This is a genomic window from Streptomyces diacarni (assembly GCF_003323715.1).
GTDB classification, from domain to species: Bacteria; Actinomycetota; Actinomycetes; order Streptomycetales; family Streptomycetaceae; genus Streptomyces; species Streptomyces diacarni.
This window is the reverse complement of the sequence record NZ_QOIN01000048.1, coordinates 712,267-735,728: the sequence shown is the minus strand read 5'-3', so window position 1 is coordinate 735,728 and position 23,462 is coordinate 712,267. Positions and strand designations below refer to the sequence as shown.

Annotated in this window: 17 protein-coding genes; 6 read left to right on the top strand and 11 right to left on the bottom strand. The window is 73.5% G+C overall.

All coding sequences use genetic code 11. The features are described from left to right. Positions 1 to 191: 191 nt before the first annotated feature. From eccE to DTL70_RS25085, 3 genes are all read left to right on the top strand, one after another. The gene (gene eccE / locus DTL70_RS25095; protein ID WP_114024206.1) at positions 192 to 1,571 is read left to right on the top strand and encodes a type VII secretion protein EccE; all 1,380 of its coding nucleotides are present in this window, start codon (positions 192 to 194) and stop codon (positions 1,569 to 1,571) included. Then, the gene (locus DTL70_RS25090; protein ID WP_114024205.1) at positions 1,571 to 2,275 is read left to right on the top strand and encodes a hypothetical protein; all 705 of its coding nucleotides are present in this window, start codon (positions 1,571 to 1,573) and stop codon (positions 2,273 to 2,275) included. The genes eccE and DTL70_RS25090 overlap by 1 nt, the downstream gene beginning before the upstream one ends. Before the next feature lie 113 nt (positions 2,276 to 2,388). After that, complete coding sequence (locus DTL70_RS25085; RefSeq protein ID WP_245979630.1) at positions 2,389 to 5,736, top strand: SCO5717 family growth-regulating ATPase; 3,348 nt, start codon at positions 2,389 to 2,391, stop codon at positions 5,734 to 5,736. A 141-nt stretch (positions 5,737 to 5,877) separates the two neighbouring features. Here DTL70_RS25085 and DTL70_RS25080 read toward each other — a convergent pair whose 3' ends face one another. The 9 genes from DTL70_RS25080 to rimP form a co-directional block, all read right to left on the bottom strand. Beyond that, positions 5,878 to 6,825 carry a bifunctional riboflavin kinase/FAD synthetase gene (locus DTL70_RS25080; RefSeq protein WP_114024204.1) on the bottom strand — a complete coding sequence of 316 codons (948 nt, stop codon included), beginning with the start codon at positions 6,823 to 6,825 and terminating at the stop codon, positions 5,878 to 5,880. Positions 6,826 to 7,021: 196 nt separating this feature from the next. Then, complete coding sequence (locus tag DTL70_RS25075) at positions 7,022 to 10,609, bottom strand: serine protease (protein ID WP_114024203.1); 3,588 nt, start codon at positions 10,607 to 10,609, stop codon at positions 7,022 to 7,024. Positions 10,610 to 10,998: 389 nt separating this feature from the next. Beyond that, positions 10,999 to 11,925, bottom strand: a complete 927-nt coding sequence (truB, locus tag DTL70_RS25070) for a tRNA pseudouridine(55) synthase TruB (protein ID WP_114024202.1) — start codon at positions 11,923 to 11,925, stop codon at positions 10,999 to 11,001. Between the two features lie 3 nt (positions 11,926 to 11,928). Beyond that, the gene (gene rbfA, locus DTL70_RS25065) at positions 11,929 to 12,405 is read right to left on the bottom strand and encodes a 30S ribosome-binding factor RbfA (protein WP_114024201.1); all 477 of its coding nucleotides are present in this window, start codon (positions 12,403 to 12,405) and stop codon (positions 11,929 to 11,931) included. A 202-nt stretch (positions 12,406 to 12,607) separates the two neighbouring features. Then, on the bottom strand, positions 12,608 to 12,904 hold the full coding sequence (locus tag DTL70_RS25060) for a DUF503 domain-containing protein (protein ID WP_114024200.1): 297 nt from the start codon (positions 12,902 to 12,904) through the stop codon (positions 12,608 to 12,610). Positions 12,905 to 13,130: 226 nt separating this feature from the next. Then, positions 13,131 to 16,163 (bottom strand): translation initiation factor IF-2, encoded by a 3,033-nt coding sequence (infB, locus tag DTL70_RS25055; RefSeq protein ID WP_114024199.1) that lies wholly within the window; start codon positions 16,161 to 16,163, stop codon positions 13,131 to 13,133. Positions 16,164 to 16,264: 101 nt separating this feature from the next. Next, on the bottom strand, positions 16,265 to 16,603 hold the full coding sequence (locus DTL70_RS25050; protein WP_114024198.1) for a YlxR family protein: 339 nt from the start codon (positions 16,601 to 16,603) through the stop codon (positions 16,265 to 16,267). Positions 16,604 to 16,728: 125 nt separating this feature from the next. Next, positions 16,729 to 17,751 carry a transcription termination factor NusA gene (gene nusA, locus DTL70_RS25045; protein WP_114024197.1) on the bottom strand — a complete coding sequence of 341 codons (1,023 nt, stop codon included), beginning with the start codon at positions 17,749 to 17,751 and terminating at the stop codon, positions 16,729 to 16,731. A gap of 2 nt (positions 17,752 to 17,753) precedes the next feature. Beyond that, the gene (gene rimP / locus DTL70_RS25040) at positions 17,754 to 18,326 is read right to left on the bottom strand and encodes a ribosome maturation factor RimP (protein ID WP_114024196.1); all 573 of its coding nucleotides are present in this window, start codon (positions 18,324 to 18,326) and stop codon (positions 17,754 to 17,756) included. A gap of 386 nt (positions 18,327 to 18,712) precedes the next feature. Here rimP and DTL70_RS25035 point away from each other — a divergent pair, with 386 nt between their 5' ends. The 3 genes from DTL70_RS25035 (at position 18,713) to DTL70_RS25025 (ending at position 20,921) form a co-directional block, all read left to right on the top strand. Continuing rightward, positions 18,713 to 19,405, top strand: coding sequence for a hypothetical protein (locus DTL70_RS25035; protein WP_114024195.1), 693 nt, complete (start codon positions 18,713 to 18,715; stop codon positions 19,403 to 19,405). Continuing rightward, a complete protein-coding gene (locus tag DTL70_RS25030) occupies positions 19,402 to 19,881 on the top strand; it encodes a ferritin-like domain-containing protein (protein ID WP_114024194.1) in 480 nt (159 codons plus the stop codon). Before DTL70_RS25035 ends, DTL70_RS25030 begins: the two co-directional genes overlap by 4 nt. 86 nt (positions 19,882 to 19,967) lie before the next feature. Next, positions 19,968 to 20,921 (top strand): aminoglycoside phosphotransferase family protein, encoded by a 954-nt coding sequence (locus DTL70_RS25025; protein WP_114024193.1) that lies wholly within the window; start codon positions 19,968 to 19,970, stop codon positions 20,919 to 20,921. A 37-nt stretch (positions 20,922 to 20,958) separates the two neighbouring features. Here DTL70_RS25025 and DTL70_RS25020 read toward each other — a convergent pair whose 3' ends face one another. Next, positions 20,959 to 22,668, bottom strand: a complete 1,710-nt coding sequence (locus DTL70_RS25020; protein ID WP_114024192.1) for a proline--tRNA ligase — start codon at positions 22,666 to 22,668, stop codon at positions 20,959 to 20,961. A 112-nt stretch (positions 22,669 to 22,780) separates the two neighbouring features. After that, positions 22,781 to 23,350 carry a GNAT family N-acetyltransferase gene (locus DTL70_RS25015; protein ID WP_114024191.1) on the bottom strand — a complete coding sequence of 190 codons (570 nt, stop codon included), beginning with the start codon at positions 23,348 to 23,350 and terminating at the stop codon, positions 22,781 to 22,783. Positions 23,351 to 23,462: the final 112 nt, after the last annotated feature.

Here is a 23,462-nt window from a genome sequence, read left to right as displayed (position 1 = left end):
GCACAAGCGACCCCGCTCGCCCCACGCCGCGCGGATGCACGAGCCCGGCAGCGCCCGGCGGCGCTGCCGATTGTCGGACCGGGCCCCTACTATGCCCGTTGGGGATCGACTCGTGCCGCTCCGGTATCGTGATCGCCCGCCCAACGCCCCCGACGAGTGGGGCCGATTCGGACTTTAGGGGGCCTTCCGGGATGGGATCTGCGACGCGGGCGCGGGGTGCGGCGAGCACCGCGGGGCGCCCTGGGCCGGGGGCTTCCCGGCACCCGGGGGCCGACGCGTCCGCCACGCGGGCAGCCCAGCCCCGGCCCCGGGTCCCGGCCTCGACGACACCGCGTACCGAGTCGCGGACGAGCCGTCTGGGCCCCTTCCAGTTGCAACAGCTCGTGCTGCTGGAGCTCGCCGCCGCCGTGCTGCTGATCGCGGCCGCCGTCGACCGGCTGCTGCTCGTGCCCGCCGTCGTGGTCGCCGCCGCTCTCGTGGCGCTGGCCGTCATCCGCCGCCACCGGCGTTCGCTGCGCGACTGGGGCAGCACGGTCCTGGCGTTGCGCGCTCGACGGCGGGCTGCGGCCCAGCCGTTGACGGCGGCGATGGTGCTGGACGAGGAGGGCGAGCGCGTCGACGCCGGTTTCCTGCCCTTGGTGGAGACGGCGCCGGGGCTGCGCACGTACGCGTATCTCGACAAGAAGCGGCGCACCATAGGCATGCTGGGGGACGGCACGTTCCTGACGGCGCTCGTGCGGATCGAGGCGGCGCCCAGCGCGCTGCGTCCGGCGTTCGGCGCACGTGTCCTCCCCCTGGGCCTGATGCACGACGCGCTCGACGTCGACGGGATCGCACTGGAATCGGTGCAGATCGTCCAGCACGTCCAGCCGGCCCCCGCGCCCCATCTGCCGGACCAGTCAGTGGCGCGGCGCAGCTACGGGCCGCTGCAGGAGCAGACCGGGTCGCCCGCCCTGCGGCTGACCTGGGTGGCGCTCAAGTTCGACCCGGAGCTGTCGCCGGAGGCGGTCGAGGCGCGCGGCGGCGGACTGGAGGGGGCGCAGCGCTGCCTGGTGCGTGCGGCCGACCACCTGGCGAGCCGCGTCACGGGCGCGGGTTTCGTGGCGACGGTGCTCAACGAGCAGGAGCTGATAGCCGCGCTGTCGACCTCGGCGTGCGTCAACCCGGTGGCGACGGCCCGCGCGAGCCGGCCGGACGCGGCGCCGGCGCGGCGCACGGCCGAGACGGCCCGCGCCTGGCGGTGCGACGATCGCTGGCACACCTCCTACGCGGTGGGCCGGTGGCCCGAGTTGGGGCGGGCGGCCACCCCGCTGCCTCGCCTGGTGGCGCTGCTGACGTCCGTGCCGACGCTGACGACGACGTTCAGCCTGACGCTGGGCCGCTCGGCACGGCGCAGCGCCGTCACCCTCAGCGGTTACGTGCGTCTGACGGGCCGTTCGGACGACGAGTTGGCCGCGGCCCGCCGCCAACTGGAGCGGTCGGCGCGTTCGGCCCGCCTGGGCCTGCTGCGCCTGGACCGCGAACAGCTTCCCGGCGCCCTCGCGACGCTTCCGCTGGGAGGGGTGCGCTGATGGCGAGCCGTTACGGCCAGGGCCTGCTCGGCCCGCGCCGCACCGAACACGCGGTTCCCGGGGACCATCTGGCCGCGCTGTCACTGCCGATCGGGGACGACGGCGTGGTCGTCGGCAACGATGCGGAGGGCCGCCCCCAGGTGGTCGGCTTCCACCATCCGACGTCGTACGACGTGGTGCTGGTGGGCGGACTGTGGACGGCACAGGTGCTGGCGCTGCGGCTCGCCGGCACAGGCGCCCGGATCGCTGTGGAGACCGGCCGCGCCCATGTGTGGACGAACCTGGTGCAGGCGGCGGGCGCGGGGCAGGAGTGCATCACGCTCTACGACGTCGGCCGCGTACCGCCGATGGGGCCCACGGTCAGCAGCCCGGTGCTGGTCGTGCGCGACTGCGGGATGCGGCCACCGCGCGGCCGGGTCGCCTCCATGCCGTGGCAGTCGGTACTGACCCTGCTGCCGTATCTCAGCCCGGTGGCCCCTCGCCTGCTCCGGGGCGCGGGGCTGGCCGGGATCCAGCGGGTCTCGCCGGACGAGGCCCAGCAGATCGGCCGCATCATGCAGCTTCCGCAGCAGGACGTGGACGCGCTGTCCACGCTGGGCGACGGCGTCACGCTGTGGTGCACGCGCCGCGAGCGGAGCTACGCGCTGACGCAGCCGACGGACGCCGAGTCGGGGCTCCTGGGGACGGCGCGGCGGCTCGACTGAGCGTCCGACCGCGGACCGCACTCCCGTAGCGGTAGTTGTGATGATTAGGCTGGATGGACGCGCGTGGGCGGGCGCGCGGCAAACCGGGGTGAATGACCACAGCAGGAGGCATTGTGAGCAGCGACCGGGACGAGATCCGCGTCCGCGGGACCATGCCCGGCTCGGATCAGCTCGACGCGGAAGCGGATGCCGAGAGCGAGGTGGAGTCGACGGGCCAGTTCACCATCGACTACACACCGCCCGCCTGGTACACGCAGGACGCGGGTGGCGGCCGACCGGAGCCCGAGGCGCCCTCGGGGAGCGCGGCCGGGACGGACAGCGCGGACGCCTCATCGGGCGGCGCGGAGGCCGCCGGTGCGCGTGCCGAACAGGGCGACTGGTGGGCGAGTTCGCCAACACCGCCCCCGCCTGCCGCGCCGCCCGCCCCCGACACGGCCCCTGGCGCGGGCCCAACCGCCGGCGCGGCTCCCGGCTCCGAACTCCCCGCTTTTCCCTCGCTGCAGCCGTTCGGTGAGCAGAACGCTCCGGAAGCGGACAGCGAGGCCCCAGCGCGGGACAGCGGCGCTTCCGTGCAGGACCCCGACGCTTCCGTACGTGACAGTGACACCTCTGTGCGGGGCAGCGGAGAAGAGGCGGCGGGGACGAGTGGCGACGAGGCGGACGGACTGAACTCCGCCCCGGCTCCCTCCGGCGGGTTCGCCGACGCCGCCGGCGGATTCACCGACGTGCCCGGGACGTTCGCCGACACCGCCGAGGAGAGCGATGCCGTCGCACCGCGGACGGCTCAGACGGGCGAGCGGGCGGACGAGGCAGACGACGGGCTGGGGCCCGACTCCTTCGGCGCGGACTCGCCCGGCATGTCGGCGCAGTCGATTTCCGCGTCCGTACCAGGGGCAGGCGAGCGCGCCAACGACACGGACCTCGCTGTCCCGGACGACGTCGCGCTGCCGTCCGGCTCCGACGAGGCACACGAGTACGCGGCGCAGCGGGAGCAGGATAAGACGGAGGCGGCGCAGGAGGGCGAGGCGGCCGACACCTCCCAGGGGGACGACGTCGCGCCGAGTTGGCGCGCTTCGTCCGCCGCGAGCCCCGAGGAGGGACAGGAGCGTCAGGAGGCGCCGGAAGAGCGCCAGGAGACCCCCGCACGGGTGCAGGGCGAGGACGGCGCGACCATGCGGTTCTCCGCATCCGAGCTGCGCCGGGAGATCGCCGCCTATGCGGAGCAGGAGGAACGCAGGCAGGACGAGGCCGCCCAGGACGGGACCTCCGTGGCAGCCGACGACTTCCCGGAGGCGGCCACCCCTGAGGGTGAGGAGCGTACGGACGGCGGGCGGGAGCCGCAGGACGCGGCCCCCTCCTCCTACGACTTCGACCTGGCGGCCCCCTCCGCGGAGCGCCGGTACGACGCTCCGCCCGCGCCGGCGCCCGCCGAGCCGCGGGACGCGGAACCGCAGGACGCGGTGCCGCCCCATCCCCTCTCGCCCGCAGCCCCGCCGCAGGGGGCGGCCCCCTGGTCCGCCTCTCCCGTCGCCGACAGCTCGCCCGCTGCCGGCCCTGGCGGTACGGCGGGCGGCGGGGCCGGTGGCGCACAGCCACTTCCGCCGCTGCCGCCCGACTTCCAGCCCGCGGCACCCGCGCCGGCCGCTGACGCGGCGCGGCACGACGCCCCTGCCTCCCCTCACGCACCGCAACAGCCGCAACAACTGCCGCAGCCCGGTCTCCCGGAGCAGCAACCGGGCCAACAACAGGGCCAGCAGGGGCCTCAGTACGGTCAAGAGAGCCGCTACGGCTATCCGCAGGGCCCGGCGGCACAGCAGCAGCCCCACGGCGGTGTCGTGGTGCCGCCCGCGCAGCCGGCTGGTCAACCGCAGGGACAGCCGGGCTACCCGTCACCGCCGCAGCAGGTGCAGCCGGGTCAGGCGGCGTACGGGCAGCAGCAGCCGCCCGCACCTCCGCAGGGGCAGCAGGGCCAGCCCGGGCAGTATCCGGCCCCGGGACAGAGCCATCTCCCCGGACAGCCGGTTCCGCCCCAGCAGCAGCCACCGCTGCCGCAGCAACAGCAACAGCAACAGCAACAGTCCCACCTGCCGGGGCAGGGCCAGGACCAGCAACAGGACCAGCCGCCTGCCTCGCCGGCATATCCGGTGCCGAACCCTCAAGCACTGCCCGAGTCACCGCCCCACCCGCAGCACCCGGCTCTCCCGGCTCAGCCGCAGGGACAGGTACCGGCTCAGCCGCAGGCTCCGGTCCAGCCGTATCCGGGCGCTGTCGACCCGCGGCGGACGGACCAGTCGGGGTCACCGCTGGGGTACACGGCAGCGGTCGAGTTGTCCTCGGACCGGCTGATCAACAGCAAGAAGAAGCCGCGTCCGCAGTCGGGCAACAAGGGCGGGCGCTTCAAGTTCGGCGCCAAGAAGGAGGAGGCGGAGCGACAGCGGAAGCTGGAGTTGATCCGCACGCCGGTGCTGTCGTGCTATCGGATCGCCGTGATCAGCCTCAAGGGCGGTGTCGGCAAGACGACGACGACAACGGCTCTGGGATCCACGCTCGCCACCGAGCGCCAGGACAAGGTCATCGCCATCGACGCGAATCCGGACGCGGGCACGCTGGGCCGCCGGGTCCGCCGTGAGACGGGCGCGACGATCCGCGACCTGGTGACGGCGATCCCGTACATCAACAGCTACATGGACATCCGCAGGTTCACCTCGCAGGCACCCTCCGGCCTGGAGATCCTGGCGAACGACGTCGACCCGGCGATCTCGACGACGTTCAACGACGACGACTACCGGCGCGTCATCGACATCCTGGGCAAGCAGTACCCGATCATCCTGACGGACTCGGGCACGGGCCTGCTGTACTCGGCCATGCGGGGAGTGCTCGACCTGGCCGACCAGTTGATCATCATCTCCACCCCGTCCGTGGACGGGGCGAGCAGCGCGAGCACCACGCTGGACTGGCTGGCCGCGCACGGCTATTCGGACCTCGTGCAGCGGAGCATCACCGTGATCTCCGGGGTGCGCGAGACCGGAAAGATGATCAGGGTCGAGGACATCGTCTCCCACTTCGAGACGCGCTGCCGCGGCGTGGTGACCGTCCCGTTCGACGAGCACCTGTCGGCCGGTGCCGAGCTCGACCTGAACATGATGCGGCCGCGCACGAGGGAGGCGTACTTCAACCTGTCCGCGATGATCGCCGAGGACTTCGTGCGTGCTCAGCGCGAGCAGGGGCTGTGGACGGCGGACGGCAATCCGCCGCCGCAACTCGCCCCGCCGATGCCCGGCCAGGGCGGTGTGCCGGGGCAGGCCCCGATGGGACAGCCGGGCGTTCCCGCGCCCGGTGGTCAGCCGGCCGCTCAGCAGCAGCCCCCCTACGGTGGGGGCCCGGGCTACGGATATCCCGGTCCGCCCGGTGGCACGGGCCGGCCCGGGCAGCCCCAACCCGGCAGCGGCTGGCAGCAGTAGCCACCGGCTCGGCCCGGCCCGGTCGCGACTGAGAGCGGGCCGGGCCCGGGGGGCCACCTCGCACGAAGGGGCCTGCGGATGACTCCGCAGGCCCCTTCGTGCAGGAAAGTTCCGCTCCCGTCCCCCTCCGTGCAGGCGGATTCAGCTCTCGTCGGCCGCCGCGACCTTCGCCCGTGCCTCGTCCACGTCCTGCGCCATCCGTGCCGTGAGCGCGTCGAGCGTGTCGAACCTCTCCTGACCGCGGATGTAGTCGAGGAAGTCGACCCCCACGTGCATGCCGTACAGGTCTAGGTCGACGCGGTCGATCGCGTACGCCTCGACGGTGCGCTCGGTGCCCTCGAACTGCGGGTTCGTTCCGACGGAGATCGCCGCGGGCATGGCCTCGCCCTCGACCGTGAGCCAGCCGGCGTACACGCCGTCGGCCGGAACGGCGGTGTGCGGAAGCGTGTCGAGGTTCGCCGTGGGGTAGCCCAGGTCCCGGCCGCGCTGCGCTCCACGCACCACGATCCCCTCGACCCGGTGCGGACGGCCCAGCACTTCGGCGGCACCGCGCACATCGCCCTCGGCGACCAGCCGACGCGCCATGGTGGAGGAGAACGCCTCACCACTGCGGTCACGCTCGAAGAGGTCGACGACGATCACCTCGTAGTCGTAGGTCTCCCCCAGCTCGGTGAGGGACGCCACGGTGCCTGCCGCCTTGTGGCCGAACCGGAAGTTGGGCCCCTCCACGACGCTGCGCGCATGGAGCTTGTCCACGAGGACCTTCACCACGAAGTCGGCGGGCGAGAGCTGGGAGAACTCGGCGGTGAAGGGCAGCACGAGGACGGCGTCCACGCCCAGTTCGCCCATGAGTTCCGCACGCCGGTGGTGCGGCGCCAGCAGCGGGGGGTGGCTGCCCGCCCGCACCACTTCGCTGGGATGCGGGTCGAAGGTGACGGCGACAGCGGGTACCCCCAGCTCCCTGGCGCGCTGCACCGCCTTCCCGAGGATGAGCTGGTGCCCCCGGTGCACCCCGTCGTACGAGCCGATGGTGACGACGCTGCGCCCCCAGCCCTCGGGGATGTCCTCCAAGCCACGCCAGCGCTGCACGTCTGCTCCTCGTCGCTACCTGGTTCGCCAGTGTCTTCAGCCGATGGTGATGACGATGGGTCTCGCCGGTCCAAGGGTGCCATGCCGTGCGCCTGGGCCCCGCACGGACCCACCTCCAGGCCGGGCGGGGAAACCGGAGCGGCGGATGTCAGCGGCCCGCAGGGGCCGCTCGTCGGACGGTCGTTCCGCCGTCGGTTCACTCGGGCCGTTCAGGGGTGAGCAGGGCACGCGTACGGTCGAAGGCGGCGGCCCCCTGCGCGGTGGTGCCCATACGGAGCCCGATCCGCCGTAGCAGCTGATCCTCCGGGTTCTCGTCCCCCTGTCGAGGGGCCGGCAGCGTCTTGCCCCGCATCGCCGCCTCCAGCGCGGCCTGCAGGACGGAGGTTTCGGACTCGCCGGTCACCAGCAGGTCGAGCAGTTCGTCGCGGAGGCGGCCGCGGCCGGCACCGAGCGCACGAGCCAGCCGCGTCCGGAACGCGGGCCCCTGGTCGCGCAGCAGCTCTCCCACCAAGGGGCGCAGCACCGCGCGGGCGGCGGGGCCGTGGCGAAGCCTGATCGCCACGTAGGCGGCCACGTCCTCGCGGGCGAGCCCGGGGCTCACCGCGGCGTGCTGCCGTACGAGCGTCGCCGCCCTCCGGGCGAGGGCAGGGGTGCGCAGGCAGGCAAGGGATCGTACGGCCTGGGAGCGTGCCGTGGCGGAGGCGGAATCGGTCAGGAGCGCGTGGAAGGCGGCGAACACCTGCTCCGGGTGGGTCGTGCACGCGTTGCTGAGCGCGGCGGCCAGTTCGCTGCCTCCCGACTCGGCGAAACGCCGCAGCGCGGCTCCCAGGTGGCGGGGACGGCTGTGCGGATCACGGACGAGGACGGTGAGCGCGATCTCGTGGGAATCGCGGACCTCCGCGCGACTGAGCAGCGCGCGGGCAGCCCGGCGCAGCGACTCGCGGTCGCTCTGCGTGCCGTTGCGGCGGGCGAGCCGTAGCGCGTAGGTGGCGGACGTCACCGCCCGTTGGCCGCGCGGGTCCCGTGCCCACCGGTGCACCGCTCGGCACAGCGCGGAGGGCTCGTCGTCGGCCAGCTCGGCGAGCAGATCGTCCGCGCGGGAGTGCGCGGCCGCCGCGAGCGCGTCGCACAGGTCGTCCACGGCGCGCCCACGGTGGGTGTGGAGGAGCGCCTGTGCGGCTCCTGCGACGGTGGGCGGGGGCTCGATCCGCATGTCGGCTCGTCTTCGCAGCGGCCGCAGGTCGCTGAACCACTCGCACAGCAGTGGCTGGAGGGCGCGGGGCTCGGCTGCCAGCAGTTCGCCCAGTACGTCCACGTACCGGTCCCGGCGGCGCCCCTGGCCCCGTCCCAGAGCGTCGGCGGGCGGGTCGGCGGGCAGCAGCAGACGCAGCAGCTCCGCCTTGTGGTCGGTCCTCAACGGCAGCGCACGCCAGAAGCCGGGCCCGAACGCGTCCTCCGTCGCGGCGTCGGACGGCTCGTCGGACGGCTCGTCGGACTCCCGTTCGGCCACGTACTCGGCCAGGCTCCTGAGCACCCGCGCGTAGGGATACGCGTCCGGCACCCGCGGCAGTGCCTGCCCCAGCAGGTGCGCGGCCCACCATGCCGCGTCGGTGTCCGTGCCTCCCGCTGCGAGGACGTCCACCAGCAGCCGCAGCCGCGGCACGAGGCCTTCCGGACCCTCCCTGCGGTCACACCACAGGAGCGCCTGGACAACGGGCCCGATGCGGTGTCGCGGCACCGGCGCCGCGACAGCACCGCTCCTCTTGTGCACGAGCGTCTCCAACGCCGCGTCGAGCTGCACATGGCCGCCCTGGAGCCAGTCGGCGAGTTCCTCGTCCACGAAGCGGTATCCGTCGCCCGCCGGCGCGAGGGCGCCCTCCGCGAGCACGGCGGAGGCCCATCCACCGCTCCAGGGGAAGAGCGTGTCGAAGAGCGCACGGCTCAACTCTCCGCCTCCGTCTTCCAGGCAGCGCCGTGCGGCGTCGTGCAGCTGGCCCGACACCCGCGCGGCCAGTCTGAGGACGGTCGCAGGACATGGTGTCGCGGAGAGTGGTGCCGCGGAGAGTGGTGCCGCTCGGCGCGGCGTCGCAGGGGCCCGTTCCGCCGTGCGGGTGCGGTCGGCGTCGGCCGTCGTCGCGTCGCTTCCCTCGCGTGCGGCGAGACGGTGTGCGACGCGCAGACAGAGCAGGTCGAAGAAGGCGGAGAGGATCTCGTGCCGCGCCGGCCGGGGCGCTCCACCGGCCGACAGCGACGCGCACGCGCTGCCCGCAGACGACTCGCAGGCACCTCCCGCGGACGGCGGCAGGGACGCACCACGGGCGGACGCGGACTCGTCTCGCGCCCCCTGCCGCTCGGCGCTCTCGCCGCCTCGGAGGCCCTGTGCGGCACGTACCTGGGCGAGCATCCGGATGGCGAGAGGGTGCCCCGCGTCGCGAGGAGCCAGGGCCGCGTCGGGCAGACCGTACGCGGCGCGGACGCGGGCGGCCTGCCGCGGTGGCAGCGCGCCCAACCGTACGCACCCGGCAGTCCCCCGCGCGGTGAACAGCATGTCCGGAGGGAACAGCGCACCCGTCTGCTCCCAGTGTGCGGGGCGGCAGGCCACGGCGAGCCGCACGCCGGCCGTGCGCAGCCAGCCGGCAGTGCGAAGAACCCACTGGCGCAGCCTCGACGCGAGGGAGGGCGGCATCTCTTCCGGCGCGTCCAGGAGGACCAGCAGCGGACGGCCCGCCGCACGTGCCAGGCGGGCCGCCACGTCGGGGTCCGTGTCGGGGGGATCGCCGGTGACGGGCGCACCGTCTCCCGCTCCCGCCCGGGCGCAGGGGGAAGGAGCGGCGAGGTCCCGGCCTGCCACCGCGAGTGCGCGGCCGACGGCGTCCCGCAGACCGCCGTCGTCCGGCCGCAGATCGGCGCCGCGCAGCCACACGCTGGGAGCCGGGACGGTGCCGTGCGCACGGCGGGCGGCGAGAGCCGCCAGCTCCGTGGTGCGTCCCGCGCCGGGATCGCCGGTCAGGGCGACGACGGTGGCCGAGCTGCGCGTGAACCGGTCGAGTGTCTCGGCCACCAGGGGTCGGGCGACCGCGTGCGCGCAGCGCTCCGTCGCCCGGCTCACCGAGGCCGCCGCCAGCCGCAGCACCCCGGCCAGGTTCAGATCGGGTCCGAATCCGGGCGCGCAGGCGGCGTTGCGCCGCAGCAGCAGGCCGAGCGGCCCGTCGGGCGTAAGTTCAGCGGCGGCGTGCAGCGGCACCGCGAGGGCGTGGGGCGCCTCCGGGGAGGCGTGCAGCGCGGTGCCCAGGACGCCGAGGACGGCGCTGGTGGCCGAGTCCACGACGGGAGTGCCTGTCGCCCTGCTGGACAGGTGCAGACGGGTGCGGTCCGCCTCGGGCAGATCGAGCCTGAGCAGGCGCTCCAGCCGGTGGTAGCGGACTGTGGAGGTGTAGACGGCACCCGCGGGTCCGCTCAGGGTGGCGGAGACGGTGCCGTCGGGGGTGAGCAGGCCGACCTGGCCGCCCGCGTGCGGACGCTCGCGTCCGATCACCAGCGGCGCGAGGTCAAGCCCCTGGGTGCGGACGAGCGCCAGGTCCCACTCGGGCAGCTGGGTGATGTCGCCGTCCGCTGCCAGGCAGGTGCCGGTGCCCGCGTGGAGGACGACCTTGGCCAGGCCGTCCACGGCTTCGTGACTGGTGACGACGGTGCCCGACTCGTCGGCGAGGAAGCCGACCCCGCGCTCCCTGCCCGCCAGGTCGCACACGCGCACCAGCGTGGGTCTGCCGCACACCACCGCCATCCGTGCACCTCCGCGCTGACCCCGCCCACCTCGCAGACTCGACCGTAGAGCGGTGCTGATCAGCGGCGACAGGTTCTGCACGAAAGCGCCCCCGTGCGCGCCCGCGCTTCACACCGAGCGCCCGCCCGCCCGGGTGAAGCGATGTCCCCCACACGAAGACGAGGGCGCATCCGACTGGAGCGAGGCGCTCACCCACACGAAGACGGGAACGGAGCCGAGAGCAGGGCCGACTCGGGCAGCGCCGTCACCCACACGGAGACGAAGGCCAAGGCACGGCCGACTGGAGCAGCGCCGTCACCCATGCGAAATCCGGGATGACGACGGAGACGAAGACGGTGGTGGCCGCAGGGGCCGACGCCGCGCGGGGCGACGGCGGCCGCAGGCGTCCCTCACACGAAGACGGCCAGGCTCCTGGCCTTGCCGTCCCGCTGCTCCACCAGAGCGACGAACCGCTTCCGGGGAGCGAACACCGCGACAGGGCCGGGACCGAACTGCCCCGCCGGCATGCGCAGTTGCACGCCGTTCCCGATGCGGCGCGCCTGGTCCTCGTCGACGTCCCAGCGTGCGAACGCCGCCGCCGCGGCCTGCCCCAGCGGGACGACAGGCAGCGGCTGCTCCGCGTCCACCCGCTCTTGGAGCTGTGCCAGCGTGTGCGCGCCGTCCAGTCCGTAAGGTCCGACGCGTGTGCGCCGCAGTGCCGTCAGATGGCCGCCCGTACCGAGGGCCGATCCCAGGTCTCGGGCGAGCGCCCGCACATACGTGCCGGACGAGCAGACCACCGAGACCAGCAGGTCGGTGACCGGGGTGCCGTCCTCGGCCGCCTCCTCGCGCACGTCGTGCACCAGGAACGAGGAGACGGTGACGGGCCGTGCGGCCAGTTCCACCTCCTCGCCCTCACGCACCCGCGCGTAGGCACGCTTGCCGTCGACCTTGACGGCGCTGACCGCGGAGGGGACCTGCTCGATCCGTCCCGTCAGCGCGGCCACGGCGGCGTCCACGCGTGCCCGCTCCAGCCCCTTGGCGCCCTGGACGCCGGTGATCTCGCCCTCGGCGTCCTCGGTCACCGTCTCCTGACCGAGCCGGACGGTGGCCACGTACTCCTTCTCGGTGAGGGCGAGGTGTCCCAGCAGCCGGGTCGCCCGCTCGGTGCCGAGGACGAGCACGCCCGTCGCCATCGGGTCGAGCGTGCCCGCGTGACCGACGCGCCGGGTGCGCGCCATACCGCGCAGCTTGGCCACGACGTCGTGCGAGGTGAACCCGGCGGGCTTGTCGACGACGATCAGCCCGCCGGGGCCGTTGTCTCTCTTGCGTGCCACGGTTCAGGCGCTCTCGTCCTCGCCGTCTCCACCGTCTTGGGGGCCGTCGGCGTCGAACTCGCCCGGCTTGCGGTACGGGTCCGCCTCCCCGGCGTACGAGGCGCCCGAGGAGGCCTTGCGCACCTCCTCGTCGGCGGCCCGGGCGCGGGCGAGCGCGTCGTCGATCGTCTTGGCGTTCTCCGGCAGCGCGTCCGCCACGAACGCCAGGCTCGGCGTGTGCTTGATGCCCGCCGCCTGGCCCACCGCCGTGCGGAGCACACCCTTGGCGCTCTCCAGCCCGGCCGCGGCCGCCTTGCGGTCCTCGTCGTCACCGTAAACGGTGTAGAAGACCGTCGCTTCCCGCAGATCCCCGGTGACCCGGGTGTCCGTGACGGTCACATGTGTGCCGAGCCGCGGGTCCTTGATCCCCCGGTGCAGCTTCTCCGCGACCACCTCACGGATGAGGTCCGCCAGCCTCTGGGCCCGTGCGTTGTCGGCCACTGGTCCGTCTCCTTGCTCCGCGCCGCCCGCTCGCACGCGCGGCGGCTTCCTGCCTCTGTTCGCGTTCCCGCGTATCTTTCCCACTCGGTGGGCCCGGGGGCCCGTACGGGGGTGGGTTCCCGATGTTCGTCCGTCTGCGGGTTCGGCCCGGTGCCGGCCCGCTCCCGATTCCGGAAGCCCGGGTGTCTCGCTTCCGGCTTGCCTACTCGTCGTCTTCGCCGTGGAACCGCCGCCGGACGGACAGCAACTCCACTTCGGGGCGTGCCGCGACCAGCCGCTCGCAGCGGTCGAGCACGTCGGTCAGATGCCCCGCGTCCCCGGAGACCGCCGCCAGACCGATACGGGTCCTGCGGTAGAGACCTTGCTCACCCGTCTCCGCCACGCTCACCGCGTACTTGCGCTGCAGCTCGGCGAGGACGGGGCGGACGACGGAGCGCTTCTCCTTGAGCGAGTGCACGTCGCCGAGAAGCAGATCGAAGGACAGCGTCCCTACGTACATACAGTGCGGGTCATGCCACCCGTGGGGCACTTGGGGCGCCGCCGGCGGCAGCCGGTGGCGTACGCGTCACTCGCACCGTACACGCACCGGCCGGGGCCGATCGACGGAATTACTTCCGCCGGTCGACCCCGGATCACGAGACGCGATCAGCCGCGCGGCCTCTCCCTCGCCCGCCCGTCGCCCGACCACCACCTCTCAGGGTGGTGGTCCGAGCGGCAGGGAACCGTCAGCCGCGGGGCTTCTCCCTCATCTCGTAGGTGGCGATCATGTCGTCGATCTTGATGTCGTTGAAGTTGCCGAGGTTGATACCGCCCTCGAACCCTTCGCGGATCTCGGTGACGTCGTCCTTGAAGCGGCGCAGGCCCTCGATGTTGAGGTTCTCCGCCACGACCTTGCCGTCGCGCACGACGCGGGCCTTGGTGTTCCTGCGCACCTCGCCGGAGCGGATGAGGACACCGGCGATGTTGCCCAGCTTGGACGAGCGGAAGATCTCGCGGATCTCCGCCGTACCCAGCTCGACCTCTTCGTACTCCGGCTTGAGCATGCCCTTGAGGGCCGCCTCGATCTCCTCGATCACCTGGTAGATGACCGAGTAGTAGCGGACGTCCACGCCCTCGCGCTCGGCCATCTGCGTCGCACGCCCCTCGGCGCGGACGTTGAAGCCGATGACGATGGCGTCGGAGCCGGTCGCCAGGTCGATGTCGGTCTCGGTGACCGCACCCACACCGCGGTGCAGGATGCGCAGGTCGACCTCTTCGCCGACGTCGAGCTGGAGCAGGGAGGACTCCAGGGCCTCCACCGAACCGGACGCGTCGCCCTTGATGATGAGGTTGAGCTGCTGCACCTCGCCCGCCTTGAGCACCTTGTCCAGGTCCTCCAGGGAGACGCGGCGGGTCCGCTTGGCGAAGGCGGCGTTGCGCTCGCGCGCCGCGCGCTTCTCGGCGATCTGCCGTGCCGTGCGGTCCTCGTCCACCACCAGGAAGTTGTCGCCGGCGCCCGGGACGTTGGTCAGACCCAGCACCAGGACAGGGGTCGAGGGACCCGCTTCCTTGATGTTCTCGCCCTTGTCGTCGAGCATCGCGCGGACGCGGCCGTAGGCGTCGCCCACCACCATCGTCTCGCCGACCTTGAGCGTGCCGCGCTGCACCAGCACGGTGGCCACGGCGCCGCGGCCGCGGTCGAGGTGGGCCTCGATCGCGAGGCCCTGCGCGTCCTGGTCGGGGTTGGCCCGCAGGTCGAGCGAGGCGTCAGCCGTGAGGACGACCGCCTCCAGCAGCTCCTCGATGTTCAGACCCTCGCGCGCGGAGATGTCCACGAACATCGTGTCGCCGCCGTACTCCTCGGCCACCAGCCCGTACTCGGTCAGCTGGCCGCGGACCTTGGTCGGGTCGGCACCCTCGACGTCGATCTTGTTGACCGCGACGACGATCGGGACCTCGGCCGCCTTGGCGTGGTTCAGCGCCTCGACGGTCTGCGGCATCACGCCGTCGTTCGCCGCGACCACGAGGATCGCGATGTCCGTCGACTTGGCACCACGGGCACGCATGGCGGTGAACGCCTCGTGACCCGGGGTGTCGATGAAGGTGATCCGGCGCTCCTCGCCGTTCACCTCCGTCGCCGCCTGGTAGGCACCGATGTGCTGGGTGATGCCGCCGGCCTCGCCCGCGATGACGTTGGTCTTGCGGATCGCGTCCAGCAGGCGCGTCTTACCGTGGTCGACGTGACCCATGACGGTCACCACCGGCGGACGCGGCATGAGCGCCGTCTCGCCGCCCTCGTCCTCGCCGAACTCGATGTCGAAGGACTCGAGCAGCTCGCGGTCCTCCTCCTCCGGGCTGACGATCTGGACGACGTAGTTCATCTCGTCGCCGAGCAGGTGCAGCGTCTCGTCGGAGACGGACTGGGTCGCGGTGACCATCTCGCCCAGGTTGAACATCACCTGGACCAGCGACGCCGGGTTGGCGTTGATCTTCTCCGCGAAGTCCGTGAGCGAGGCACCACGCGACAGCCGGACGGTCTCGCCCTTGCCGCGCGGCAGCATCACACCGCCGACGGACGGCGCCTGCATCTGCTCGTACTCCTGGCGCCTCTGCCGCTTCGACTTGCGACCGCGACGCGCCGGACCGCCGGGACGGCCGAAGGCACCCTGCGTGCCGCCACGGCCACCGGGACCACCCGGACGACCGCCGAAGCCGGGACGGCCACCGCCACCCGGACGACCGGCGAAACCGCCGCCGCCACCCGGACGGCCACCGCCGCCGCCACCGGGGCGACCGCCGAAGCCGGGACGGCCACCGCCGCCGCCGCCCGGACGGCCACCGCCGCCCGGACCGCCACGGCCCGGGCCGGGGCGCGGACCCGCGGCCGGACGCTGCGGCATCATGCCGGGGTTCGGACGGTTACCGCCGGGGCGCGGGCCGCCGCCCTGCGGGGCCTGCGGCCGCGGCATGTTGCCCGGCGAAGGACGCTGACCACCCGGGGCCTGCGGACGCGGACCGCCCTGGGCACCGCCGCCGCCACCGGGGCCCGGCTTGGGCGCACCCGGCTTCGGGGGCTGGCCCGGCTTGGGCGCGCCACCCGGCCGGGGCGCCTGCGGGCGCGCCATGCCGGTGGAGCCACCGGAGGTGAAGGGGTTGTTGCCCGGGCGCGGACCCGCCGGACGACCGCCCGGCTTGGGGGCCTGGCCCGGCTTGGCGCCCTGGCCGCCGCCCTGCGGACGGCCCTGGCCGCCCGGCCTCGGCGCCTGGCCCGGCTTGGGGCCCTGGTTTCCGCCCTGCGGACGGCCCTGGCCGCCCGGCTTCGGCCCGCTCGGGGCCGGCGGTGCCTGGAAGTCCGGCTTGGCCGGTGCGGCGGGCTGCGGACCCGGCTTGGGCCCGGGCTTGGGGCCCTGGCCCGGCTTCGGGGTCTCGGCGGGGGCGGCCTCGCCCTGGGCGGGGCTCGGCGCGGGGGTGACCGGGGCCTCGGGGGCCGGCTGGGCCGGCTTGGGGCCCGGCTTGGGCGCGCCCGGCTTGGGTGCGCTCGCACCCGGCTTGGGCGCGGCCGACCCGGGGGCGGCCTTCTTGGGCGCCGCGGGCTTCGCGGCGGACTTCTTCGCGCCACCGCTCGCGTCGAACGCGTCAGTCAGTTTTCGGACAACCGGCGCCTCGATGGTCGAGGACGCCGAACGGACGAATTCGCCGAGTTCCTGGAGCTTGGCCATGACGACCTTGCTCTCGACTCCAAGTTCCTTGGCGAGTTCGTATACCCGGACCTTAGCCACTTCGCTCCTTACGGCCCGGGGGAGATCGTCCGCCGGACCTTCGCTACTGATGCATGGGCGTACTCATCGCGTACTCATCGAGTGCTCATCGCAATCTCGACCTACTTCCCACTCGCGAGGTACCTCTCCCGGTACGGACGCTCCGTACGGGTCTCTTTCGGTGCTTGTGCGGTGCGCTCCACCTGCTCGCGCAGCTGTGCGACGTCGAACGGTCCCGGACCCCGGAAGGCCCGGTTGAACGCCCGGCGCCGGACGGCCTGCTCAAGACAGGAGGGAACGGGGTGCAGATACGCACCCCGACCGGGCAGCCTACCGCGAAGATCGGGGATCACGCTGCCCCCGGTCAGCACCACTCGCAGCAGAGCGCCCTTGTCGGTGCACTCCCGGCAGCCCACGCAGGTGCGCTGAGGGCGCGACCGACCGCGCGTCCGGCCAGACACTGATTAAGTCTACCTCCCCGAAGCCCCGTAACCCCGTGGGGGGTGCGGACGTCGTTACCCTTTCGCAGCCGGAACGCACGTAGCCGACCACACTCCGTGGCCGGATCGCGCACAGGCGGCGGATCTCAGCCCTGGTCGGCCACCTGGCTGGCGCCGTCAGCCGCGCCGGCGGCGTCCGCCGTGTCCGGACGGATGTCGATGCGCCAGCCGGTGAGCCGGGCGGCGAGCCGGGCGTTCTGCCCCTCCTTGCCGATGGCCAGCGACAGCTGGTAGTCCGGCACGGTCACGCGCGCCGACCTGGCGGCCAGGTCGATGATCTCCACCTTGCTGACCCGCGCGGGAGAGAGCGCGTTGGCCACCAGATCCGCCGGCTCCTCCGACCAGTCCACGATGTCGATCTTCTCACCGTGCAGCTCCGCCATGACGTTGCGCACCCGGCCGCCCATCGGGCCGATGCAGGCGCCCTTGGCGTTGAGCCCCGAGCGCGTCGACCGCACGGCGATCTTGGTGCGGTGGCCGGCCTCGCGGGCGATGGCGGAGATCTCCACCGAACCGTCCGCGATCTCCGGAACCTCCAGCTCGAAGAGCTTCTTCACGAGGTTGGGGTGGGTGCGCGACAGCGTCACGGAGGGGCCGCGCACGCCCTTCGCCACCCGCACCACGTAGGTGCGCAGCCGCGTGCCGTGCGCGTAGTCCTCGCCGGGCACCTGCTCCTGCGGCGGCAGGATCGCCTCCAGCTTGCCGATGTCCACCAGCACGCTCTTGGGGTCCTTGCCCTGCTGCACGACGCCCGCCACGACATCGCCCTCGCGGCCCGCGTACTCGCCGAAGGTGACCTCCTCCTCGGCGTCCCGCAGCCGCTGCAGGATGACCTGCTTGGCCGTCGTCGCGGCGATGCGGCCGAAACCGGTGGGGGTGTCGTCGAACTCCCGCGGCTGGGCGCCCTCTTCGAGCTCCTCGGCGCTCTCCTTCGCCCAGACCGTCACGTGCCCGCTCTTCTGGTTCAGCTCGACGCGGGCGTCGCGCCTGCTGCCCTCGGTGCGGTGGTACGCGATGAGGAGGGCCGACTCGATCGCCTCGATCAGCAGATCGAGGGAGATCTCCTTCTCCCTGACCAGCCCACGCAGGGCACTCATGTCGATGTCCACGGCTACGCCTCCTCCTCTTTCTCGTCGTCCTCGGCGGCTTCCGCGCCGTCAGCCGCGGACGTGGACCGCGCTGCGCCGACGGCGTCCGCGGCCTTGCGGTTGAACTCGATCTCGACCCGCGCCTTGGCGATCTCCTCGAACGCCAAGCGGCGGGATGTCGGCTTGCGCCCCTTGACCCCCGGTACCTGGAGGTCGATGCCCTCCTCGTCGACACCGACGATCCGGGCGATCACCTCGCCACCGCCCGCCTCGGGGGTCAGCTGCGCCTTGACGAGCCGCCCGGTGGCGCGGCGGTAGTGCCGCTGCTCGGTCAGCGGGCGGTCGGCCCCGGGCGAGGTGACCTCCAGCACGTACGGGGCGCCGCCCATCGCGTCGCTCTCGTCGAGCAGTTCGGAGAAGGCACGGCTCAGCTCCGCGCAGGTGTCCAACTGGACCCCGTCGTCAGCGTCCACGACGACGCGCAGCACGCGCCGCTTTCCGGCCGGGGTCACTGCGATCTCGTCGAGATCCAACCCCCTCTTGCTGACAAGCGGTTCCAGCAGTCCGCGCAGCCTCTCGCTCTGGGTGGTGCTCATCCGGGTGACTCCTCGGCCGCGTGTGCTGTTGTAGGGGGCCTCGTGGAAGGGGCGTGTCGCCGACCAAGCCTATCGTCTGTGGCGGGCCGCGCGGACCCGGTTGCCGAACGCGCGGCTGCCGGAACCACGGCCCCGCGGTGAGCCGCCCGGACGACGGCGTCACGTGTGCCGCGACAGGTGTCCGGTGTGCGGCGTCCGGGTGCGCGCGCGTCCCGGCGGGGTGGCCCGCGGCGGCTCGGGGAAGCAGCCCGGGTACTCTCGCGGGGCGGTGAGCGGCGTGCCGCCACGGCGCCCCAGGTCAGGAACCGCCCCGCGCGTGCCCGCCCATCGGGCCGACCGTCCGTCCCGCCCGAGCCGAGCCCGCCGCCCACCCCCAGGGAGTGCCCATGTCGCTCACGCCGTCACCGGCAACGGCCCGACCGCGCCGCAGGTCGCTGCTGACCGGCGCGCTCGGCGCCGGTGGCGCGGCTCTCGCGACTCCGCTCGCCGCGGGCTGTACGGACGGGAGGGACGCGACGGACGACGCGGGGCACCGGGGAGCGGCCGCGGGCCTGCGCCACCGCGCGGCCCGCGACAGCGAGCACCTGCTGGCCCGCTACGACGGCACCGCGAAGGTGCATCCGGCCACGGCCGCGCGGCTGCGCCCGCTGCGCGCGGAGGTCGCCCGGCACGTCAGAGTGCTGCGCGGGAGCGAGTCCGGCACCGGCTCCCCCTCCCCCTCGGGCGCGCCCCGGCGGGGCCGGCAGCCGGGCAGCAGTACCGGCCCCGAGCCGTCGGCCAAGCCGCCCAGCCCGGACACCTCCTCGGTGCCCGAGGACGAGAAGAAGGCCCTCGCCGCGCTCGCCGAAGCCGAGCGGCGGCTCTCCTCCGCGCGGACGAAGGCGCTGGCCGGGGCGGAGCCACAGATCGCCCGGCTGCTCGCCTCGATAGCCGCCTGCGGTGCGGCGCACAGCTTCCTCCTCGACGAGCACGGCAGGGCCTCGGGCGAGCCCGGCAAGGCCTCGGGGGGAGCCGAACAAGACGGCCGGGGCGGCGGCAAGGACGACGGCGGAAAGGGCGAGGGGGCGACGGACGAATGAAAGAACTGAACGCCGTGCAGGCCGCGTTGCGTGCCGAACACGCCGCCGTCTACGGCTACGGAGTCGTCGGTGGCCGCATAGCTGCCGACCGCAAGAGCCAGGTGCGGGAGTGCTACGACGCCCACCGCTCCCGCCGGGACGCGCTGCGCCGCACGATCCGCTCGCTGGGCGGCGACCCGGAGCCGGCCGCCGCCGCCTACGCGCTGCCCTTCGCCGTGCCCGACAGCGACGCCGCCGTGCGCCTCGCGGCACAGTTGGAGGACCGCCTCGCGGGGGTGTACGCCGACCTGGTGCGGGCAAGCGAGGGACGGCGGCGGCGTGCCGCTGCCGACGCGCTCCGCGAGGCCGCGGTCCGCTCGGTGCGCTGGAAAGGAAGCGGCGTCGCCTTCCCCGGTCTCACCGAGCTGGGAGCGGGGGAAGCGCCCGCCTCCCCCTCCGGCGGGCCGAACGGCTCGGGCACTCCCGATGCTCTGTGATCGCCGTGACCGCCCCCGACCGCCCGTAGAACCCGCTGCCGCCAGACCCCACTGTCGTGTCGCGCTGACGAAAGGTCCGCCCCGGAATGGCTTCCGTGCTGCCCCTCGACCCCCCGCAGCGGCTCGTACGTGCCCTGGAGGCGCAACCGGACCCGGAGGCGGCCGAGGCCGCGCGGGCCTGGCTGCGGGGACTGCCCGCGCTGCTTCGGCGGTGGCTGGAGCAGTGGGGACTGGAAGCGGAACGGGTGGTGACCCCGGGCGGACGCAGCAGCCTCATCGTGCTGGTCAGACAGGCGGACGGCACGCCCGGTGCGCTGAAACTGTTCGCCCCGCAGGACGCGCCCGCGCCGGTGCGGGCCGCCCGCGAGCACGAGACGCTGGCCGCCTGGCACGGGTTGGGCGCCGTGCAGGTGCTGCGCGCGGCCGCAGAGGAGGGCGTGCTGCTGCTGGAGCGGCTGCGGTGCGAAGTGTCGCTGCGGTCGCTGCCGGAGGCCAAGGCCACGCTGGAGGCGGTCTCCGTCGTCCGGCGCCTGTGGGTACCGCCGCCCGCCGGGCACCGTCTGGAGACGGTGCCCGACCACACGGCGTCCGAGGCGGCGGCGATGCGTACCGCCGTACCGCCGGACGCGGAACCGCTGGTGGCCGCGGCCCTGGAGGCGCGCGAGGCGATGCTGGCCGAGCCGGCGCCCGGGCCCGGGGTTCTGCTGCACGGCGACTTCCGGCAGGGCGCCGTGCTGGCCGCCGCCACGCCCGAACAGCGGGCCCGCTGGCTGACCGTGGGCCCTGACCCGCTCGTCGGAGAACCCGCCTACGATCTGGCACGGCTGGTGCGCGACCGGCTGCACGACCTGATGGCGTCCACCGGCTCGGCGGCCGCCACCCGCAGACGCGTCAACAAGCTCGCCGACTCCCTGGACGTACCGCGCGAGCGCGTGCGCCAGTGGGCCCTCTACCGCGCGGTCGAGTCCGCCTGCCGCCAGCACGCGGCGGGCAACGGGCCCGACGCCGAGATGCTGCTGGAGTTCGCCGCCTGGCTGTGACCGGGGCCCCGGCACGGCGGGGCCCCGCACAGGTGGGTCAGTCCCGGGCGAGGCGGGCGACCGCCTCGTCGATGGGCAGCTCCTCGCGCTCACCGGTGCGCCGGTCCTTCAGCTCCACGAGGCCGTCCTTGATGCCGCGCCCGGCGACCAGGATGGTCGGGACGCCGATCAGCTCGGCGTCGGTGAACTTCACCCCGGGAGAGACGCTGGAGCGGTCGTCGACCAGCACGCGGACGCCCGCCGCGCCGAGCCGCTCGGCGATCTCGAGCGCCGCCTCGGTCTGCTGCGCCTTGCCGGCCGCCACGACGTGCACGTCGGCGGGGGCGATCTCGCGCGGCCAGCACAGCCCCTGCTCGTCGGCGTTCTGCTCGGCGAGCACGGCGACCGCGCGGGAGACGCCGATGCCGTAGGAGCCCATCGTGACGCGGACCGGCTTGCCGTTCTGGCCGAGCACGTCCAGCTCGAACGCGTCGGCGTACTTGCGGCCGAGCTGGAAGATGTGGCCGATCTCGATGGCGCGGTCGAGCTCGATGCCCGCGCCGCAGTTCGGGCAGGGGTCGCCGGGCTCGACGACGACCACGTCGAGGTACTGGTCGACCTCGAAGTCGCGACCGCAGACCACGTTGCGGGCGTGCTTGCCCTCCTCGTTGGCGCCGGTGACCCACGCGGTGCCCGGGGCGACGCGCGGGTCGGCCAGGTAGCGGAAGGCCTTGCCCGCCATGCCGCCCTGCGGGCCGATGTAGCCGCGTACGAGGTCGTCGCGGCCCTCGAAGTCCTCGGCTGTGACGACCTCGACCTCGGCGGGCGCCAGGTGCTCGGCGAGCTTGCCCAGGTCGACCTCGCGGTCACCGGGGACGCCGACGGCGGTGATCTCGCCGTCGACCTTCACCAGCAGGTTCTTCAGCGTGGCGGAGGCGGGCACGCCCAGGTGCGCGGCCAGGGTCTCGATGGTGGGGGTGTCGGGGGTGTCCAGCTTCTCCACCGGTCCGTGGCCCTCCGTGGAGGCGGGCCGCACAGTGACGGAGACGGCCTCGGTGTTGGCCGCGTAACCGCACTGCGGGCACTGCACGAACGTGTCCTCACCGGCCGCGGCGGGCGCGAGGAACTCCTCGGAGGCCGAGCCGCCCATGGCACCGGAGATCGCCGAGACGATCCGGTAGTCCAGCCCGAGACGGTCGAAGATGCGCTGGTAGGCGACGCGGTGGGCCGCGTAGGACTCGGCCAGTGCCTCGTCCGACACGTCGAAGGAGTAGGAGTCCTTCATGGTGAACTCGCGGCCGCGCAGGATGCCGGAGCGGGGGCGGGCCTCGTCGCGGTACTTCGTCTGGATCTGGTAGACCGTGACCGGCAGGTCCTTGTACGAGGTGCACTGGTCCTTGACGACCTGCGTGAAGATCTCCTCGTGGGTGGGGCCCAGCAGGTACTCGCCGCCCTTGCGGTCCTTGAGGCGGAAGAGCAGGTCGCCGTACTCCTCGTAGCGGCCCGAGACCTCGTAGGGCTCCTTGGGCAGCAGCGCCGGGAGCAGCACCTCCTGGCCGCCGATCGCGTCCATCTCCTCGCGGACGACGCGCGTGATGTTCTCCAGCACCTGCTTGCCCAGCGGCAGCCACGTCCAGATACCGGCGGCGGTGCGGCGGACGTACCCGGCGCGGACCAGCAGCTTGTGGCTGAGCGTCTCGGCGTCGGCCGGGTCGTCACGCAGCGTCTTCAGCATCGACCGGGACAAACGCTGGACACGGGCTGCCATGGGGACTCCTGCTCGGGGCGGTACTGGCGCCATCGACGGAACTCGACGGAACTCGACGAAACTCGTTGATGCGGAGCCTATCCGCACGGACCGACCGCACGGAAACCGAATGTCACCGCCCCCGCAGCGGCAGCGGCGCCCCCATCACCGCGTACGGCTGCGGCGCGCTCGGGAACTGCACCCGCCGTGCCAGGTCGCGGTAGCCGAGGCCGTGGTAGAGGGCGCGGGCCGGGCTGTCGGTGTCGAGGGCCGAGAGCAGCGAACGGGGTTCGGCCGCTGCGTCGGTCAGGCGGGTGATCAGTCCCCTCCCGATCCCCCGGTGCTGGAAGGCCGGGTGGACGTGCAACTCCGTGATGACGAAGGCGTCCTCCAGCCAGCCCTCGTTCCCCTCCTGGCGCAGGTAGGGATCGACCACCGTGGACCACCAGTGCGAGCGGTCGTTCGGCATGCCGTAGACGAAGCCGACGAGACGGTCACCCTCGGTGGTGGCGCCCAGCGCCCGCGCGCCCGGCGAGGTCATGTGGCGCTGCACGATGTACTTGCGCACGCCCACCTCGTCGTCGGTCAGGCCGAAGGCGACGGCCTGCACGGCGAGCGCCTCGTCGACGCGGGCGGTGAGGTCGAGCGAACCGGTGACCACTTCCCGGGGGTCCGGGAGCTGCGCCCCGGCTGTGTGCGGCATGGCGGGGAGGCTACTTCCTCCACCGTGTCCGCGCGAAGAGGCGGCACAACGGCGACCGGGGGCGGAAGCCGGGCCGGACGACGGGTCGCGCTCGGCGGAGCGGCCGTGCCCG